Origin of the sequence: Streptomyces sp. CC53, from assembly GCF_001865245.1 — a bacterium.
Classification (GTDB): domain Bacteria; phylum Actinomycetota; class Actinomycetes; order Streptomycetales; family Streptomycetaceae; genus Streptomyces.
Genome location: NZ_MKXB01000141.1, coordinates 42640 through 58671, shown reverse-complemented (window position 1 = coordinate 58671; position 16032 = coordinate 42640). Strand labels below are relative to the sequence as shown.

Here is a 16032-nt window from a genome sequence, read left to right as displayed (position 1 = left end):
GGCCGGCCGGTGCCCGCCGGGCCGCACGACGCCGAAGGCCCCCGGCCGGGAGGGGCCGGGGGCCTTCGGGGAAGAGCCGCCTGTCGGAATCGAACCGACGACCTCAAGATTACAAGTCAAGCGCTCTAGCCAACTGAGCTAAGGCGGCAGCCGGGTCAGTGTAACCGGAGCCGCCCCCGACCGTGGTCGGGAATGTCACTGGCCGGTAGGTACTGACAGGAGCCGCCCCCGCCGGGTACCGTCACCCGCAGTTCACTCGCATGGACTAGACCTGAACATTCCTTCCTTTACTCGGATCGTCCGGCACGTTCCTGCCGGTGAAGGGAATCCACCACCATGGCTTCTGTCACGTTCGACAAGGCGACCCGGCTGTACCCGGGTGGCACCAAGCCCGCCGTCGACCAGCTCGACATCGAGATCGCCGACGGCGAGTTCCTCGTCCTCGTCGGCCCGTCCGGCTGCGGCAAGTCCACGTCCCTGCGCATGCTCGCCGGCCTGGAGGACGTCAACGGCGGCGCCATCCGCATCGGGGACCGCGACGTCACCCACCTGCCGCCGAAGGACCGGGACATCGCCATGGTGTTCCAGAACTACGCGCTCTACCCGCACATGACCGTCGCCGACAACATGGGCTTCGCCCTGAAGATCGCCGGCGTGAACAAGGCGGAGATCCGCAAGAAGGTCGAGGAAGCCGCCAAGATCCTCGACCTCACGCAGTACCTGGACCGCAAGCCGAAGGCCCTGTCCGGCGGTCAGCGCCAGCGCGTCGCCATGGGCCGCGCCATCGTCCGGGAGCCGCAGGTCTTCCTCATGGACGAGCCGCTGTCCAACCTGGACGCCAAGCTCCGCGTCTCGACCCGTACGCAGATCGCGTCGCTCCAGCGCCGCCTCGGCATCACCACGGTCTACGTCACGCACGACCAGGTCGAGGCGCTGACGATGGGCGACCGCGTCGCCGTCCTCAAGGACGGTCTGCTCCAGCAGGTCGACACCCCGCGCACCATGTACGACCGCCCGGCCAACCTCTTCGTCGCCGGCTTCACCGGCTCGCCCGCCATGAACCTCGTCGAGGTGCCGATCACCGAGGGCGGCGTCATGTTCGGCGACAGCGTCGTGCCGGTGTCCCGCGAGGCGCTGTCCGCGGCCGCCGCGAAGGGCGACCGGACCGTCACGGTCGGCGTCCGCCCCGAGCACTTCGACCTGGCCGACGGCTCCGCCGCCGGTGCGCCGACCGGCCTCGCCGTCTCCGTCAACGTCGTCGAGGAACTCGGCGCCGACGGCTACGTCTACGGCACCGCCCAGGTCTCCGGGGAGACCAAGGACCTCGTCGTCCGCGTCGGCGGCCGTTCCATCCCGGCGAAGGGCTCGACGCTGCACGTCGTGCCGCGCGCGGACGAGATGCACGTCTTCTCGACCACCACGGGCGAGCGCCTCTCCGACTGACCCGCGCCACCGCACGCACCGCGCTCCGCCCGCCTCGACCGTGCCCCGCCCGCCCGGCGGCGGGCGGGGCCCGCACGACCGCGGGTGGTTCCGCAGCGGCCCCGCGTCCGTCCGCCGGACGCGGGGCCGTTCGCGTTCCCGGGGCCCACCGACCCGCCCGCAGGGCCCGTTTCGGCCGCCACGCGCCTGCGGGCGTCAACTCCGCACGCCCAAAAGGGGAAAGAAACCTCCCTCATCAGAGTGACTAAACGTCTCTGAAACTTCACCGAGCGCTACGCTCCCTCCCGTGACCCAGACAGCACGCCGCATCGGCCGCACCCTCGCTCTCGTCCTGCCCGTCGTCCTGGTGCTCTCCGGAACTCTCGCGGTCACCAGCGTCCCCTGGGCAGGTGCACACCCCGAGACCCAGCTCCTCACGGCGTCCGCCGAGAGCGTCTCGGAGCCCGCCAAGCCCCGCGCCCCGCAGGACGTCCTGCGCGACCGCCTGCTGGTCGAGCTGCGCGAGAAGGACCCCGGCACCGCGCTCACCAGCCTGCAGCGCGCCGTGGAGCAGAGCCCGTCACTGGGCAAGTACTGCATGTCCCTCGCCCGCGACCTCGGCCAGGCCGCCGTCCGCCACTACGGACCGACCCGCGCGCAGTCCTACTCCCGCCCGGTCTGCGACACCTCCTTCGCCTACGGCGTCGCCCACGCCAGCTGACAGCCCGCACCTCCACGTGGCCGACACCCCGCACGGGCACCCCGAGGCGCCCCCCACACAGGCCGTGATCCTGGCCGGGGGCCAGGGCTCGCGCCTCCGTCCGTACACCGACGACCGACCCAAGCCGATGGTCGAGATCCCGGGCACCGGGACCCCGATCATCGGCCATCAGCTGTCCTGGCTGGCCACCGAGGGCGTCACCGACGCCGTGGTCTCCTGTGGCCACCTCGCCGGCGTCCTCCAGGACTGGCTGACCACCGCCCGGCTGCCGCTCCGCGTCACCACCGTCGTGGAGGACGAGCCCCTCGGCCGCGGCGGGGCGCTCAAATACGCGGCGGCCGCCCTGCCCCGCGCCGACGCCCCCTGGTACGCCACGAACGGCGACATCTGGACCCGGTTCTCGCTGCGCGAGATGGCCGCCTTCCACACCGAACGGGACGCCGCCGCGACCCTCGCCCTCGCCCGGCCCCGCATCCCGTGGGGCGCCGTCGAGACCGACGCCTTCGGGCACATCACCGACTTCATCGAGGCACCGCCCTCGCCGTACCTGATCAACGCGGGCGTGTACGTCTTCTCCGCGGGCTTCCGCGACCTGCTGCCCGAGCGCGGCGACCACGAGCGGGCCACCTTCCCCCGCCTCGCGCGCGAACGCCGCCTCGCCGGCTTCCCCCTGCCGCAGGGCGCCTACTGGCGGGCCATCGACACCGCCAAGGACCTCACCGAGGCCGCCAAGGAACTGGTCGGCGACCACGCCTAGCTAGGGAGCGCCCCTGCGCGCCCGCGGCTGCGCCCGTACGTGCATCCGCTCCCCCTGCCGTCCGAAGAGGCTGAGCAGCTCCACCGGGCCCTCCCCCGTGGAGCCGAACCAGTGCGGGAGCCGGGTGTCGAACTCGGCGGCCTCGCCCTGCCCCATCACCAGGTCGTGGTCGGCCAGCACGAGCCGCAGCCGCCCCGACAGCACGTACAGCCACTCGTACCCCTCGTGGGTGCGCGGTTCCGGCGTGCTGCGGTCGACGGGGATGACCATCTTGTACGCCTGAAGGGGGCCCGGGGACCGGGTCAGCGGCACCACGGTGGCGTCGTGCCCGGAACGCACCGGCTTCAGCCGCACCCGCGGATCGCCCACGTCCGGCGCCCCCACCAGCTCGTCCAGGGGCACCTGGTGGGCCTGGGAGATCGGCAGCAGCAGTTCCAGCGTGGGGCGGCGCTGCCCCGACTCCAGCCGGGACAGGGTGCTGCGGGAGATGCCGGTCGCCTCGGACAGCGCGGTGAGGGTCAGCCCGCGCCGGGTCCGAAGCTCCTTCAGGCGGGGCCCCACCGCCGCCAGCGCCCCGCTGATGTCGTCCACCATGCCCCCAGTCCAGCCGCCCTTCCCCGTGATGGCAATCCGCGTTGCCGGTCCGGCACACCGCATGCGGCAGGGCGGTCACCGACGCGTACGCGGTGACCGCCCTGCGGGGACGGGTGGGACGGCCTCGGGTCAGCCCAGGAGGCCGCCGAGCGGGTTGCGGTTGCCGCCGGAGGAGCCGCCCTCGTCGGCGTCCGAGCCCGTGCCGCTGTCCGAGCCGGTGTCCTCGCCCGTGCCGCCGCCGGTCGTCCCGCCGCTGCCGCCGCCGGTCGTCGGGCCGGACGTGGTGGCGGGCGGCTCCGGGCGGGACTGCTGCGGCGCCTCGCCGCCCTGGCCGGCGCCCTGGGTGGCGGTGGGCCGCTGCTCCTCGACGCGGCCGGTCTCGCGGACCGTCCCGGTGGGGCCGGCGGTGCGGCCCTCCTCAGGCTCCTCGGTGGCCGACGCGGAGGCCGACGGGGTGCTGGACGCCGAGGACGACGGCCGCGGCTCGCTGGGGGCCGCCTCGCGGGACGGGGAGCCCTCGCCCTCCGGCTCCTGCGGCAGGGGGCGGCCCGGCAGGTGGTTGGTCGGGTCGGCGTTCGGCCCCGGCACCGTGATCAGGTCGGAGGAGCGCACGGCTCCGCCGAGCAGCGACCCGACGAGCAGGGTCAGTCCGACGACCACCGCGGTAGCGATCGCGCCGCGCCGCAGGACGCGGCGGCGCAGCGCCCACAGCGCGGAGCGCGGTCCGAGGGTGCGCCACGCCTCGCCGGCGAGGCGGCCGTCGACGGAGTAGACGGGCGCCCCGGCGATGATCAGCGGGGACCAGGCGGCCAGGTAGATGATGTCGGGCGCGTCGTACGCGGGCACGGCCCGCCAGCTGACCGTCAGCAGCAGCGCCGCCGACAGCAGCGCACCGAACACGGCGGCGACCCGCTGCCAGAGGCCGAGGACGGTGAGGACACCGACGACGACCTGGGCGAACGCCACGCTGAGCCCGGCGCCCACGGGATGGGCGAGGGCGAAGTCCCGCAGCGGCTCGGCGAGCGGCCAGGGGTGCAGCGAGTTCAGCCAGTTGACCATGGAGCCGCGCTCGCCGCCGTCGAAGTAGACGGGGTCGCAGAGCTTGCCCATGCCGGCGTAGACCGAGATGAAGCCGAGGAACACGCGCAGCGGCAGCAGGACGCCGCCGAGGTTCATGCGGCGTCCCGGGTAGTAGGCGTGCCGCTGGTCGGCCTGGGCGGTGCGCTCGTCGTACGGGTCGTCGTCCGGGTGGCCGGCGGCGCCGTGCGGCTGCGGGTCGTCGAGCGGGGTGTCGTACGCGCCCTCGGCGCGCCGCATGGGCGGCAGCAGCGGGGACTCGGTGGCGTGCGGCCCGCGGGGGCCGCCGACGACCGGCGTGGGGCGGGTGTCGTCGTCGGCGAGGGCGATGCGCGGGATGACCTGCGTCGCTCCGGCGTCCCGCGGGGCGACGCCCGGGGGTCCGGCGAGCGCGTCGACGGCCGCGGAGTCCCGTACGGCCTGGAGGAGGCCCGTCGCGCCGGGGTCTCCGGGCGAGGACTTGCCGGACCACACGACGGGCCGCCGCCGGGCGGCGCCCGGCGCCGCGCCGCTGAGGGCGGGGACGCGGGCGGGGTCGGAGAAGCGGGGCTTCCGGACCGGGGCGAGCTGTACCCGGAAGCTGGCGTGGTTCACGATGACCTGCGCGGGGTCACTGTTCACCTTGACCATGCTCAGCGCAGGCTGATCATCGAACCCGGGCCGGGGCGTTCTGGTGTCCACACTCATCTAACCGAGTGATGAGCGTTTAGGACACTGCCTTGACAGCGGGGAAATGTCCGAGACCCGTCAAGATCATGACGGGTCCCGGCGGGACGGGCCGGGCGGCCCGGTCAGACGCGGCGCCTGGCCGCCTCGTAGAGGACGACACCGGCCGCCACACCGGCGTTCAGCGACTCCGCGCCGCCCGGCATCGGGATGGACACCCGGACGTCGCAGGTCTCGCCGACGAGGCGGGACAGGCCCTTGCCCTCGCTGCCGACGACGATGACGACCGGACCGCCGAGGGCCTCCAGCCCGGACAGCTCCACGTCGCCGTCCGCGGCGAGGCCGACGACGGTGAGGCCCGCCTTCTTGTACGCCTCCAGGGCCCGGGTCAGGTTGGTGGCGCGGGCGACCGGCGTACGCGCGGCCGTACCCGCCGACGTCTTCCAGGCCCCGGCGGTCATGCCGGCGGCGCGCCGCTCGGGCACGACCACGCCGTGGCCGCCGAACGCGGACACGGAACGCACGATGGCGCCGAGGTTGCGCGGGTCGGTGACGCCGTCCAGCGCGACGATCAGCGGGTCCTCGCCCTCGTCGAACGCGGCCGCCGCCAGGTCCTCCGGGTGCGCGTACTCGTACGGCGGGACCTGGAGGACGAGGCCCTGGTGGTTGAGGCCGCCCGTCATCCGGTCCAGCTCGGCGCGGGGGGCCTCCATGAGGTTGATGCCGCCGCGGTCCGCGGCCAGCTTCAGCGCGTCACGGACCCGCTCGTCGTTGTCGATGAACTGCTGCACGTACAGCGTGGAGGCGGGCACGCCGTCGCGCAGCGCCTCGAAGACCGGGTTGCGGCCGACGACCATCTCGGCCTGGCCCTTGCCGCCCCGGCGGGCGACGGGGCGCCGCTGGGCCTGCCTGGCCTTGGCGTTGGCGACGCGGTTCTTCGCGTGGCCCTTGCGCATGTGCGCGGGCGGCGTCGGCCCCTTCCCTTCGAGGGAGCGACGCCGGTTGCCACCGCTGCCGACCGTCGCGCCCTTCTTGTTGCTCGTGCGGCGGTTCCTGCGCTGGCTGTTCCCGGCCATGATGTCTACCTGTCGTCGTCAAGCTGTGAGCGTACGTGTCTACGTAAGTGTGCCGCCCGGGCGGGCCGGGCGGCACGTCAAGGGTGCGTCAGCGGGCGCCGAGCGTCCACCGCGGGCCGTCCGGGCCGTCCTCGACGACGAGCCCGGACTGCGCGAGCTGGTCGCGGATCGCGTCGGCGGTGGCCCAGTCCTTGCGGGCGCGTGCCGCCTGCCGCTGGTCGAGCACCACGCGCACGAGGCTGTCGACGACGCCGTGCAGGTCCTGGTCACGGTCCTGGTCGCCGGCCCACTGCGGGTCGAGCGGGTCGAGCCCGAGGACGCCGAGCATGGCCCGCACCTCCGCGAGCCGGGCGACGGCCGTGTCCTTGTCGTCCTCGGCGAGGGCGGTGTTGCCCTGCCGGACGGTGGTGTGGATGACGGCGAGGGCCTGCGGGACGCCCAGGTCGTCGTCCATGGCCTCGGCGAAGGCCGCGGGCACCTCGGCGGCGGGCTCGACGGTCCGCCCGGCCTTCTCCACGGCCCGCTGCACGAACCCCTCGATGCGGGAGTACGCCGCGTCGGCCTCGCGCAGGGCCTCCTCGCTGTACTCGATCATGGAGCGGTAGTGCGGGGTGCCGAGGTAGTAGCGCAGGACGACGGGCCGCCACTGCCTGACCATCTCGGACACGAGCACCGAGTTGCCCAGCGACTTGGACATCTTCTCGCCGCTCATGGTGACCCAGGCGTTGTGCAGCCAGTAGCGGGCGAACTCGTCACCGTACGCCTTGGCCTGAGCGATCTCGTTCTCGTGGTGCGGGAACACCAGGTCCAGGCCGCCGCCGTGGATGTCGAAGACCTCGCCCAGGTACTTGTGCGCCATGGCGGAGCACTCCAGGTGCCAGCCGGGCCTGCCGCGGCCCCAGGGGGTCTCCCAGGACGGCTCGCCGGGCTTGGCGGCCTTCCACAGCGCGAAGTCGCGGGGGTCCCGCTTGCCGGTCTCGCCCTCGCCGGACGGCTGGCGCAGGTCGTCGAGGTCCTGCCGGGACAGCTCCAGGTAGCCGGGGTAGGACCGCACGTCGAAGTAGACGTTGCCGTCCGCCTCGTAGGCGTGGCCCCGCTCGATGAGCCCCCGCATCATCTCGACCATCTCGGTGACGTGGCCGGTGGCGCGCGGCTCGTAGGTGGGCGGAAGGCAGCCGAGGGCCGTGTACCCGTCGTTGAACGCGCGCTCGTTCTCGTACCCGATGGACCACCAGGGGCGGCCCTGCTCGGCGGCCTTCGTGATGATCTTGTCGTCGATGTCCGTGACGTTGCGGACGAACGTCACGTCGTAGCCGCGGTAGGCGAACCAGCGGCGCAGGATGTCGAAGTTCAGCCCGGACCTGATGTGCCCGATGTGCGGGGCCGCCTGCACGGTGGCGCCACACAGGTAGATCGAGACGCAGCCCGGCGAGAGCGGGGTGAAGTCGCGGATCTGGCGGGCGCTGGTGTCGTACAGCCGAATAGTCACGCATCAAGAGTAGTGGGCACCCGTGCGTGCGGGTTTCACACGGGCGTCTCCAGGGGCCCGGCCGGCGGCGGGCGCGGGGCCGTCGCGGAACACCGGGGGCGTGTGGTCCGTGACCGTGCGCCCCCGGGCGCCGCGCGCCGCTACGGGACCCGGTACACCAGTGCGGTCGCGAGCGCCGCCAGGCCCTCGGCGCGACCGGTGAGGCCCAGGCCGTCGGTGGTGGTGCCGGAGACGGAGACCGGCGCACCGGCTGCCGCGCCGAGCGCCTTCTGCGCTTCCTCGCGCCGCTTGCCGATCTTGGGCCGGACACCGATGACCTGGACGGCGATGTTGCCGATCTCGTAGCCCTCGGCGCGGACGATGCGGGCGGCCTCGGCGAGCAGGGCCGCCCCGGAGGCGCCGGACCACTCGGGCCGGTCGGTGCCGAAGTGCGCGCCGAGGTCACCGAGGCCGGCGGCGGAGAACAGGGCGTCGCAGGCGGCGTGGGCGGCGACGTCGCCGTCGGAGTGGCCGGCGAGCCCGTATTCCTCCCCCTCCCACAGCAGGCCGGCGCACCACAGTGCGCGGCCGCGCTCGAAGGCGTGGACGTCGGTGCCGATGCCGACCAGCGGCATCACGGGCAGGTCAGAAGCCATCGGTGACCCTCCTGCGGGCGAGTACGGCCTCGGCCAGGACCAGGTCGAGGGGCCGGGTGACCTTGAACGCCTCCTCGTGGCCGGGGACGGCGACGACGGGCAGGCCGAGCTTCTCCACCATGCTGGCGTCGTCGGTGACGCCGTCGGTGACCTCGTCGTGGGCGCGGACGAGGGTCGCACGGTCGAAGCCCTGCGGGGTCTGGACGGCGCGCAGCCGGGCGCGCTCGGGCGTGCCCAGGACCGGTTCCGGGGCTCCGCCGGGGGCCGGGTCGACCTCCTTGACCGTGTCGGCCAGCGGCACGGCCGGGACGACGGCCGGCGCGCCCCCGTCCCGTACCGCCTCGATGACGGCGTCGACGGTGTCGACGGGCACCAGGGGGCGGGCGGCGTCGTGCACGAGGACGATGCCGACGTCGTCGGGGAGCGCGGCGAGGCCGAGCCGGACGGACTCCTGGCGGGTCGCGCCGCCGGGGACGACGGAGACCTCGGTGCGCTCGGGTGCCGGGTACTCGTCGAGCAGGGCCCGCACCCCGGCGACTCCGTCGGGCGGTGCCACCACCACGACGTGGGACACGGCGCGGGACGCGGACATGGCCCGGACGGCGTGGACCAGGATCGGGATGCCGCCCAGCGTGCGGAGCGCCTTCGGGGCGCCCGGGCCGAGCCGTACGCCGCGGCCGGCCGCGGGGATGACCGCGGCGGTACGGGCGGGACGTGCTGCGTCTGTCATCGTTGCACTCCGGCAGGTTTGTTCACTCGGCCGACATGGGTATGGACTGGGCGCGCCCCCGGCTGTACGACCGGGGGGAGTGCTGGGCGCGTCGCCTCGACCGGACCCTTCCGTGACGCTGGTGGGGGCGGGTGCACAGCAGCAGTGGTGCGGCTCCCTGGCCCGGACATGCCGCAGCGCCCGGCGACGATGCTGTGGGACACAGCATGTCATCGGGCACCGCGGCAATGATGGACCGATACGGGGAGGCGCCGGGCGCCGGGGCGTTCAGCGGTCGCGGCGGGCGGGTGCCCGCCGGTGATGCGGTGGCGTCGTTCGGCCGCCCGCGCCCTCGTCCGTGCGGATACTCAGGAGGCGAGGACCTCGTCGAGCAGGGCTTCGGCCTTGTCCTCGTTGGTGTTCTCGGCGAGCGCGAGCTCGCTGACCAGGATCTGGCGCGCCTTCGCCAGCATGCGCTTCTCTCCGGCGGAGAGACCGCGCTCACGCTCGCGGCGCCACAGGTCGCGTACCACTTCGGCGACCTTGATGACGTCGCCGGAGGCGAGCTTCTCGAGATTTGCCTTGTAGCGACGGGACCAGTTCGTCGGCTCCTCGGCGTAGGGTGCACGCAGCACCTCGAAGACCCGGTCCAGTCCGTCCTGACCGACCACATCGCGTACGCCGACGAACTCTGCGTTGTCCGCTGGCACACGTACCGTCAAGTCGCCCTGGGCGACCTTGAGCACCAAGTAGGTCTTGTCCACGCCTTTGATCTGACGAGTTTCGATAGCCTCGATCAGCGCGGCCCCGTGATGGGGATAGACCACGGTGTCGCCAACCTTGAACGTCATGTGACAGGTACCCCTTCCGTGGCTATCCAGGGTAACACGAGAACGGCCTCTTCTGAATGGCGTTTTCGCAGGTCAGGGCATATCTCGGGGCTTGACAACAGTGTCGCGAACGTGCTGCGGAGGCCGAGCGGAGGCGGGTATTCGCAGGTCGGAGCCACTCTGTGCACAGTCGGAAACGACCACGCTACGCGCGTCCGGAGCGCCACCTGCCAGGCGAAACATCCCGGTTTGTCTGGTTCGGAGTCGTCCAGTTCGCGTGCTCCGTTCGGATGTCGGTCACACGCACGGAGGAAGGAGCGATGAACTTTCCCGAATTTGATCACGCGTGGCTTTTCCGCGGGGAATGCGGGGGAGCCGTGGAATTGATCAAGCGGGCTTATCCCACCGGGAACACGAGCGGCGGACGAGGCGCCGCCGCGCGGTGCGGGGCGGGACGGCGGGCCTCGGGAGTGCGGGCGGCGGGATGGCGGGCTGCGGTGACAAAGGGGGCGGCACACGGCGAGGGCGGTGACGGCGCGGGGCAGCGGACGCCGGGCTCGTCCGGGAAGCAGCGGGCCGTGGAGCGGTGGGGCGGTGCGGCGCGGTGCTGCGGGTGGTGCGCCGGGAGACGTCCTGCCGCGGAGAAGCGGCGGGGCGCGCGGGACCGGCCCGGCCCCGCGCGCACGGCGCTTGCAGGGGTGACAGGGGCGGGTCGGGTGCGGGGCGGCAACCGGGGGTCGGTAACCTGAGGCCGCTACACCGACCGTGCCCCGTCAGTCCGTACGTCCTAGGAGTTGCCGCCGCCGTGAGCCGCAGCCTTCGACGCGGCGCCCTCGCCGCCACCGCCCTCGTGATCTCGCTCGCCTCGCTCACCGCATGCGGTGCGGGCAACGACGCGCAGACCCTCGGCATCAGGCCGGACAACGCCGCCACGTCCGTCGGCACGATCAAGGTGCAGAACGCCGTGGTCATCACCCAGCCGGAGGCGGGCGCCCAGGGCCCCTCCGTCGTGTCGGCGACCCTCTTCAACGACGGTGACAAGGCCGAGACCCTGGAGGCCGTCACCCTCCCGGGCACCGAGGCGACCGTGAAGCTGACGCCGGCGGAGGGCTCCGGCCCGGTGACCATCCCCGCGGGCGGCTTCCTCGTCCTCGGCGGCGAGGGCAACGCCGCCGCGCAGATCGAGAACGGCAGCGAGGTCACCAAGGACGGCGACGCCCAGGAAGTGGTCTTCCAGCTCAGCCGGACCGGTGACGTCGGGCTCCAGGCGTTCGTCGTGCCCGCGAGCGGCTTCTACAAGGACTTCGGCCCGTCGGGTGCGCCGAGCGCGGCAGGCACCACCTCGCCGTCGCCCGCCACTTCCCCGGCCACCTCGCCGAGCCCCGACGCGAGCACGTCGCCCGAGGGCTCCCCGGCCGCCACCGGCTCCCCGGCCGCGGGCGCCGAGGGCGAGGAGCACGGCGACGACCACGAGCACTGACGCTCGCCCCGTACAGACGCCGAAGGGCGCCGCACCGGCCGGTCCGGTGCGGCGCCCTTCGGCGTACGTGGCGTAGCGACCCCCGCGCGAAGGCGCCCGACGGCCCGCACGCGGGGAGACCGGCGTGCGTGGCCGTACGAGGGCCCGCGCCCCGCGGGCCCTCGGCAGACGGGCACGCGCGGCCCCTCAGGGGTCCTCCGGGGCAGGCGGCGTACGCGGCGGTGTCTACGGCTCGAACTTGTAGCCCAGGCCCCGCACCGTCACCAGGTACCGCGGCGCGCCGGGGTCCGGTTCGATCTTCGCCCGCAGCCGCTTCACGTGGACGTCGAGGGTCTTCGTGTCGCCGACGTAGTCCGCGCCCCAGACCCGGTCGATGAGCTGCATGCGGGTGAGCACCCGGCCCGCGTTGCGCAGCAGCATCTCCAGCAGGTCGAACTCCTTGAGCGGCAGGTCCACCTTGGTGCCGTCGACGGTGACGACGTGGCGGTCCACGTCCATCCGCACCGGCCCCGCCTCCAGGGCGGCGGGCGCGGTCTCCTCCGGCTCGCCGCGGCGGCGGAGCACCGCGCGGATGCGGGCGACGAGCTCGCGGGAGGAGAAGGGCTTGGTGACGTAGTCGTCGGCTCCTATCTCCAGCCCCACGACCTTGTCGATCTCGCTGTCCTTCGCCGTGACCATGATGACGGGGACGTTGGAGCGGCTGCGCAGCTGGCGGCACACCTCCGTGCCGGGCAGCCCCGGCAGCATGAGGTCGAGCAGGACGAGGTCGGCGCCGTTGCGCTCGAACTCGTCGAGTCCTTCCGGCCCGGTGGTCGCGACGGCGACCTCGAATCCCTCCTTGCGGAGCATGTAGGACAGAGCTTCGCTGAAGGACTCCTCGTCCTCGACGACAAGCACTCGGGTCACGGAAGGACCTCCGGGGCTGAGAGTGGTTCACGGTTGATCATGGAACTCGTGCGGTCCGGTCCGCCCGCGCCCGCGGGGGCGGACCTGCCGCGGCCGCGGCCGCGGGCCATGCCCGCCTCGGGGAGGCGGAGGGTGAAAGTGGAGCCCTGGCCCTCGCTGGACCAGACGGTGACCTCGCCCCCGTGCGAGGCCGCCACGTGCTTGACGATGGCCAGGCCGAGGCCCGTGCCGCCGGTGGCACGGGACCGCGCCGGGTCGACGCGGTAGAAGCGCTCGAAGATGCGCTCCTTGTCCTTGTCCGGGATGCCGATGCCCTGGTCGGTGACGGCGATCTCGATCAGGTCGCCGCCGGGCGCGGTCACCCGGCGGGCGGCGATGCCCACGCGGGTGTGGGCCGGGGAGTAGTTGACGGCGTTCTCGACGAGGTTGCCGAGCGCCGCGGCGAGCTGCCCGCGGTGGCCCCACACGTGGAGGTCCGCGGTGCCGCCGGCGGCCATGGTGATGTTCTTGGTGGTGGCGGTGTGCCGGGACCGGTCGATGGCCTCGGCGACCAGCTCGTCGACCCGTACGGGCTCGGCGTCCTCCAGCGGGTCGTCGTTCTGCACCCGGGAGAGGTCGATGAGCTCCTGCACCAGGTTGGTGAGCCGGGTCGCCTCGATCTGCATGCGCCCCGCGAAGCGGGTGACCGCCTCGGGGTCGTCGGCGGCGTCCATGACCGCCTCGGACAGCAGCGACAGGGCACCGACCGGCGTCTTCAGCTCGTGGCTGACGTTCGCGACGAAGTCGCGCCGCACCGCTTCGATGCGGCGGGCCTCGGTGAGGTCCTCGACCAGCAGCAGCACCAGCCGGGACCCGAGCGGTGCGACGCGCGCGGAGACGGCGAGGGCCTCGCCGCGGCCGGTGCCCCGGCGGGGCAGGTCCAGCTCCACCTGCCGTATCTCGCCGTCGCGGCGCGTCTCGCGGGCCATCTGGAGCATCTGGTCCACGGCGAGCTTGCCGCCCCTGACCAGCCCCAGGGCGTACGCCGCGGAGCTGGCCTTGACGACGGAGTCGCTCTCGTCGAGGACGACGGCGGAGGAGCGGAGCACGGACAGGACGGTGTCGACGCCGGGCGGCAGGACCGCCTCCGTGTGCAGTGAGCTGCGGGTGAACCGCGACTGCTCGCGCTCGCTCCAGCGGAACGCCAGCATGGCGATGACACCGGTGAGCAACCCGGCGATCGCTGCCGCTGCGGCGACCGCCGCGTTCACGTCCATGCGTCCAGGTTAGGCATGGCCAGCGACACTCTCCCAGCCGTCCGAGTCGCTGCTCGAACACTCGTCGCCCAGAGTTCACCGAGGGGACCGTGCCGGTTCACTTGGGAGGGAGGCGCCCGACTCGTCGGGACCCGAGCGTGAGAGCGTGGGGTCCGAGCCCCACCCGGACCCCGTACGTCAGGAAAGAGGGACACCCCATGCGGGACGCGTACCACGAGGAACTCGACTCGATCGGCGAGGCGCTCGTCGAGATGGCACGGCTGGTCGGGTCCGCGATCGGGCGCGCCACGACGGCGATGCTCGACGCGGACCTGAAGCTCGCGGAGGCGGTGATCGCCGCCGACCAGCGGATCGACGACCTCCAGCACGAGCTGGAGGCCCGGGCGATAGCACTGCTGGCCCGCCAGCAGCCGGTGGCGACGGACCTGCGGATCGTCGTCACGTCCCTGCGCATGAGCGCGGACCTGGAGCGCTCCGGCGACCTCGCCCAGCACGTGGCGAAGCTGGCCCGGCTGCGCTTCCCGGAGCGGGTCGTGCCGAACGACCTGCACGCCACGATCCTGGAGATGGGCCAGCTGGCGCAGCGCCTCATGGCGAAGGCGGCCGAGGTCATCATCACGAAGGACGTCGACCTGGCCCTCCAGCTGGAGCAGGACGACGACGAGATGGACCTGCTGCACCGGACGCTGTTCCAGCACCTGATGGACGACCGCTGGAAGCACGGCATCGAGACCGCCGTGGACGTCACCCTGCTGGGCCGCTACTACGAGCGCTTCGCCGACCACGCCGTGTCCGTGGCGAAGCGTGTGGTGTACCTGGTGACGGGCGAGCACGCCGACGAGCTCCAGCCGGACACCCCCGTCGAGGGCGTGTGACCGCACGGCGCCCCCGCCGGTCGCCGCCGCGCGCCCGGCGCACGGGAGCACCGAGCGCATCAGTGCGCCGTTGATGCGCCCTGCCGGGTGGGCATGCAATGGGTGAGGCGACGACGTCCGTACGCCGTGATGACGTACGACCGTTCAGGAGGAACCCATGGCAGATTCCCCCACGACCCACGCCGAGCACGACAAGGCACCTGTCGAAGTGCGCGACGCGCGGTCGGCACACCGGCTCCCCCTGCTCGGCGGCTGCGGCTGCGGTTCCGGCTGCGGCTGCGGCTGCCAGTCGGGCGGACCCTGCCAGTGCGGCGGCTGCTGCGGGTAGCTGGGCGCGCTGTGCCCCGCCGCCGGGGCCTGTCCGGCACGCACCGGACGGGCCCCGGCCGCGCGCCGGGCCCGAACCTGCGGCCGTCCTGGGCGGGGGCGGACGGTGGCGCTCAGTAGGTGAAGGCGAGGCACTCCGGGCCCGCCCTCGGGACCCGCTGTACGGTCCGGCGGCGCCACGGCAGCACTTCGACGTCCCGCCTGTCGGCGCAGACTGTGCGCAGCCTCTTCCTCAGCCGGGGGAAGCCGCCACGGTCCCAGAACAGCACGGCGGCACGGCCCCGCCTCACGGACCGGCTCCGGACCGCCTTCGTACCGGCCCGTCAGGCCCGCACGGCGTAGCGTGCTCGGATCCGCTTCAGCTGACCTGCCCAGAAGACCAGCCGCTCGTCCGCCGACGCGCTCACCGACAGAAGTCCCTGCTCCTTGGCCAGTTGGTAGAAACCGGAGCCGGCGTCGTTGGCGTTCAGGTAGATCACTAGCGCTGACAGCATCAACGGTGGGTCGGTGGGCTCGCGCCTCTGGTCGTCCTCCACGATCAGCCCCAGCAGGTGCCCCATGGCGGCGCGTTCGTCGGCCCGTTCGAAGTCGAAGGGACGGCAGCCGGTCCGCCGGGCCAAGGTCGCGTTCAGCTCGGTGTACGAGGTGGTCGTGTCGAGCTTGGCCCGCTCGATCAGGAACTTGCGCCCGGCCTGCACCAACTCGTCCCACTCGCTGTCCGCGCGACCGTACCCCGACATGCCACCGCCCCCTGTGCGACATCGTTCCGTAGCCGGGAAGGTACCCTCCGCGCCCACCCTCCGCAAAGGAGACGTCTTCGGGCAGTCTCCAGCTGTGCGGCTCGACGAGGAGGCGTGGAAACCAGCTCCGGCTGCGGTGGATGTTCGCCCCCGTGCCCGAGCAGCGGGACCGCACCCGCAAAGCCGTGGCTGCCGTCTTCGAGGGCGCATAGGCTCCCCGTCGCTGAGGAACGAGGGTGAGATGGCCGGCGAAGAGTCCACTGAGTACCACACGCTGCTCTGCGACGACCCGTCCCACGAGGTGGTGCTCGTCGACTGTGGGACCCGCGAGACGGAGGTGATGCTGGCAGTACGCAAGGTGACCGGGCAGAGCTTGTGGCACAGCCGGGCCCTGGCGCGCCAGGCGCCCGTCGCCCTCCTCGGGGGTCTGCCGGCATCCAGGGCCCGTTCCGCCGTCGCGGTGCTCGAAGGG

Annotated in this window: 16 protein-coding genes and 1 tRNA gene; 6 read left to right on the top strand and 11 right to left on the bottom strand. The window is 73.0% G+C overall.

Features of this window, described 5'->3' with window-relative positions; translation table 11 throughout:
• Positions 1-74: 74 nt before the first annotated feature.
• Positions 75-148 (bottom strand) — tRNA-Thr (locus tag BJP40_RS13640).
• A gap of 188 nt (positions 149-336) precedes the next feature.
• Between BJP40_RS13640 and BJP40_RS13635 the strand changes: the two genes are divergently transcribed.
• From BJP40_RS13635 to BJP40_RS13625, 3 genes are all read left to right on the top strand, one after another.
• Positions 337-1443, top strand: coding sequence for an ABC transporter ATP-binding protein (locus tag BJP40_RS13635; RefSeq protein ID WP_071280592.1), 1107 nt, complete (start codon positions 337-339; stop codon positions 1441-1443).
• Positions 1444-1729: 286 nt separating this feature from the next.
• On the top strand, positions 1730-2143 hold the full coding sequence (locus BJP40_RS13630) for a hypothetical protein (protein WP_071266888.1): 414 nt from the start codon (positions 1730-1732) through the stop codon (positions 2141-2143).
• A gap of 16 nt (positions 2144-2159) precedes the next feature.
• On the top strand, positions 2160-2900 hold the full coding sequence (locus tag BJP40_RS13625; protein ID WP_071280591.1) for a nucleotidyltransferase family protein: 741 nt from the start codon (positions 2160-2162) through the stop codon (positions 2898-2900).
• Here BJP40_RS13625 and BJP40_RS13620 read toward each other — a convergent pair whose 3' ends face one another.
• From BJP40_RS13620 to BJP40_RS13590, 7 genes are all read right to left on the bottom strand, one after another.
• The gene (locus BJP40_RS13620) at positions 2901-3494 is read right to left on the bottom strand and encodes a helix-turn-helix domain-containing protein (RefSeq protein WP_071266884.1); all 594 of its coding nucleotides are present in this window, start codon (positions 3492-3494) and stop codon (positions 2901-2903) included.
• 129 nt (positions 3495-3623) lie between these two features.
• The gene (locus tag BJP40_RS13615) at positions 3624-5258 is read right to left on the bottom strand and encodes a DoxX family membrane protein (RefSeq protein WP_071280590.1); all 1635 of its coding nucleotides are present in this window, start codon (positions 5256-5258) and stop codon (positions 3624-3626) included.
• A gap of 104 nt (positions 5259-5362) precedes the next feature.
• Positions 5363-6313, bottom strand: a complete 951-nt coding sequence (gene rlmB / locus BJP40_RS13610; RefSeq protein ID WP_071280589.1) for a 23S rRNA (guanosine(2251)-2'-O)-methyltransferase RlmB — start codon at positions 6311-6313, stop codon at positions 5363-5365.
• A gap of 88 nt (positions 6314-6401) precedes the next feature.
• Positions 6402-7802, bottom strand: coding sequence for a cysteine--tRNA ligase (cysS, locus tag BJP40_RS13605; protein WP_071280588.1), 1401 nt, complete (start codon positions 7800-7802; stop codon positions 6402-6404).
• A 140-nt stretch (positions 7803-7942) separates the two neighbouring features.
• Positions 7943-8437 (bottom strand): 2-C-methyl-D-erythritol 2,4-cyclodiphosphate synthase, encoded by a 495-nt coding sequence (gene ispF, locus BJP40_RS13600; protein ID WP_071280587.1) that lies wholly within the window; start codon positions 8435-8437, stop codon positions 7943-7945.
• Positions 8427-9167, bottom strand: coding sequence for a 2-C-methyl-D-erythritol 4-phosphate cytidylyltransferase (ispD, locus tag BJP40_RS13595; RefSeq protein ID WP_071280586.1), 741 nt, complete (start codon positions 9165-9167; stop codon positions 8427-8429). Before ispD ends, ispF begins: the two co-directional genes overlap by 11 nt.
• Positions 9168-9514: 347 nt before the next feature.
• Complete coding sequence (locus tag BJP40_RS13590) at positions 9515-9997, bottom strand: CarD family transcriptional regulator (RefSeq protein WP_003953493.1); 483 nt, start codon at positions 9995-9997, stop codon at positions 9515-9517.
• A 784-nt stretch (positions 9998-10781) separates the two neighbouring features.
• Here BJP40_RS13590 and BJP40_RS13585 point away from each other — a divergent pair.
• On the top strand, positions 10782-11456 hold the full coding sequence (locus BJP40_RS13585) for a DUF461 domain-containing protein (protein ID WP_071280585.1): 675 nt from the start codon (positions 10782-10784) through the stop codon (positions 11454-11456).
• 225 nt (positions 11457-11681) lie between these two features.
• Here BJP40_RS13585 and BJP40_RS13580 read toward each other — a convergent pair whose 3' ends face one another.
• A complete protein-coding gene (locus BJP40_RS13580) occupies positions 11682-12362 on the bottom strand; it encodes a response regulator transcription factor (protein ID WP_071266870.1) in 681 nt (226 codons plus the stop codon).
• On the bottom strand, positions 12359-13618 hold the full coding sequence (locus BJP40_RS13575; RefSeq protein ID WP_071266868.1) for a cell wall metabolism sensor histidine kinase WalK: 1260 nt from the start codon (positions 13616-13618) through the stop codon (positions 12359-12361). The genes BJP40_RS13580 and BJP40_RS13575 overlap by 4 nt, the downstream gene beginning before the upstream one ends.
• Positions 13619-13815: 197 nt before the next feature.
• Between BJP40_RS13575 and phoU the strand changes: the two genes are divergently transcribed.
• Both phoU and BJP40_RS34265 read left to right on the top strand, forming a co-directional pair.
• The gene (phoU, locus tag BJP40_RS13570; protein ID WP_071266866.1) at positions 13816-14493 is read left to right on the top strand and encodes a phosphate signaling complex protein PhoU; all 678 of its coding nucleotides are present in this window, start codon (positions 13816-13818) and stop codon (positions 14491-14493) included.
• A 157-nt stretch (positions 14494-14650) separates the two neighbouring features.
• Entirely contained in the window at positions 14651-14821 is a 171-nt protein-coding gene (locus BJP40_RS34265; protein ID WP_175499863.1) for a hypothetical protein, read from the top strand.
• A gap of 322 nt (positions 14822-15143) precedes the next feature.
• Here BJP40_RS34265 and BJP40_RS13565 read toward each other — a convergent pair whose 3' ends face one another.
• Positions 15144-15560 (bottom strand): hypothetical protein, encoded by a 417-nt coding sequence (locus BJP40_RS13565; protein ID WP_175499862.1) that lies wholly within the window; start codon positions 15558-15560, stop codon positions 15144-15146.
• Positions 15561-16032 lie beyond the last annotated feature (472 nt).

Coding starts and splice junctions, on each gene's coding strand:
- BJP40_RS13635 (WP_071280592.1), top strand. CDS start 337: ATGGCTTCTGTCACGTTCGACAAGGCGACCCGGCTGTACCCGGGTGGC.
- BJP40_RS13590 (WP_003953493.1), bottom strand. CDS start 9,997: ATGACGTTCAAGGTTGGCGACACCGTGGTCTATCCCCATCACGGGGCC.
- BJP40_RS13565 (WP_175499862.1), bottom strand. CDS start 15,560: ATGTCGGGGTACGGTCGCGCGGACAGCGAGTGGGACGAGTTGGTGCAG.
- phoU (WP_071266866.1), top strand. CDS start 13,816: ATGCGGGACGCGTACCACGAGGAACTCGACTCGATCGGCGAGGCGCTC.
- ispF (WP_071280587.1), bottom strand. CDS start 8,437: ATGGCTTCTGACCTGCCCGTGATGCCGCTGGTCGGCATCGGCACCGAC.
- BJP40_RS13615 (WP_071280590.1), bottom strand. CDS start 5,258: ATGAGTGTGGACACCAGAACGCCCCGGCCCGGGTTCGATGATCAGCCT.
- BJP40_RS13575 (WP_071266868.1), bottom strand. CDS start 13,618: ATGGACGTGAACGCGGCGGTCGCCGCAGCGGCAGCGATCGCCGGGTTG.
- rlmB (WP_071280589.1), bottom strand. CDS start 6,313: ATGGCCGGGAACAGCCAGCGCAGGAACCGCCGCACGAGCAACAAGAAG.
- ispD (WP_071280586.1), bottom strand. CDS start 9,167: ATGACAGACGCAGCACGTCCCGCCCGTACCGCCGCGGTCATCCCCGCG.
- BJP40_RS34265 (WP_175499863.1), top strand. CDS start 14,651: ATGGCAGATTCCCCCACGACCCACGCCGAGCACGACAAGGCACCTGTC.
- BJP40_RS13620 (WP_071266884.1), bottom strand. CDS start 3,494: ATGGTGGACGACATCAGCGGGGCGCTGGCGGCGGTGGGGCCCCGCCTG.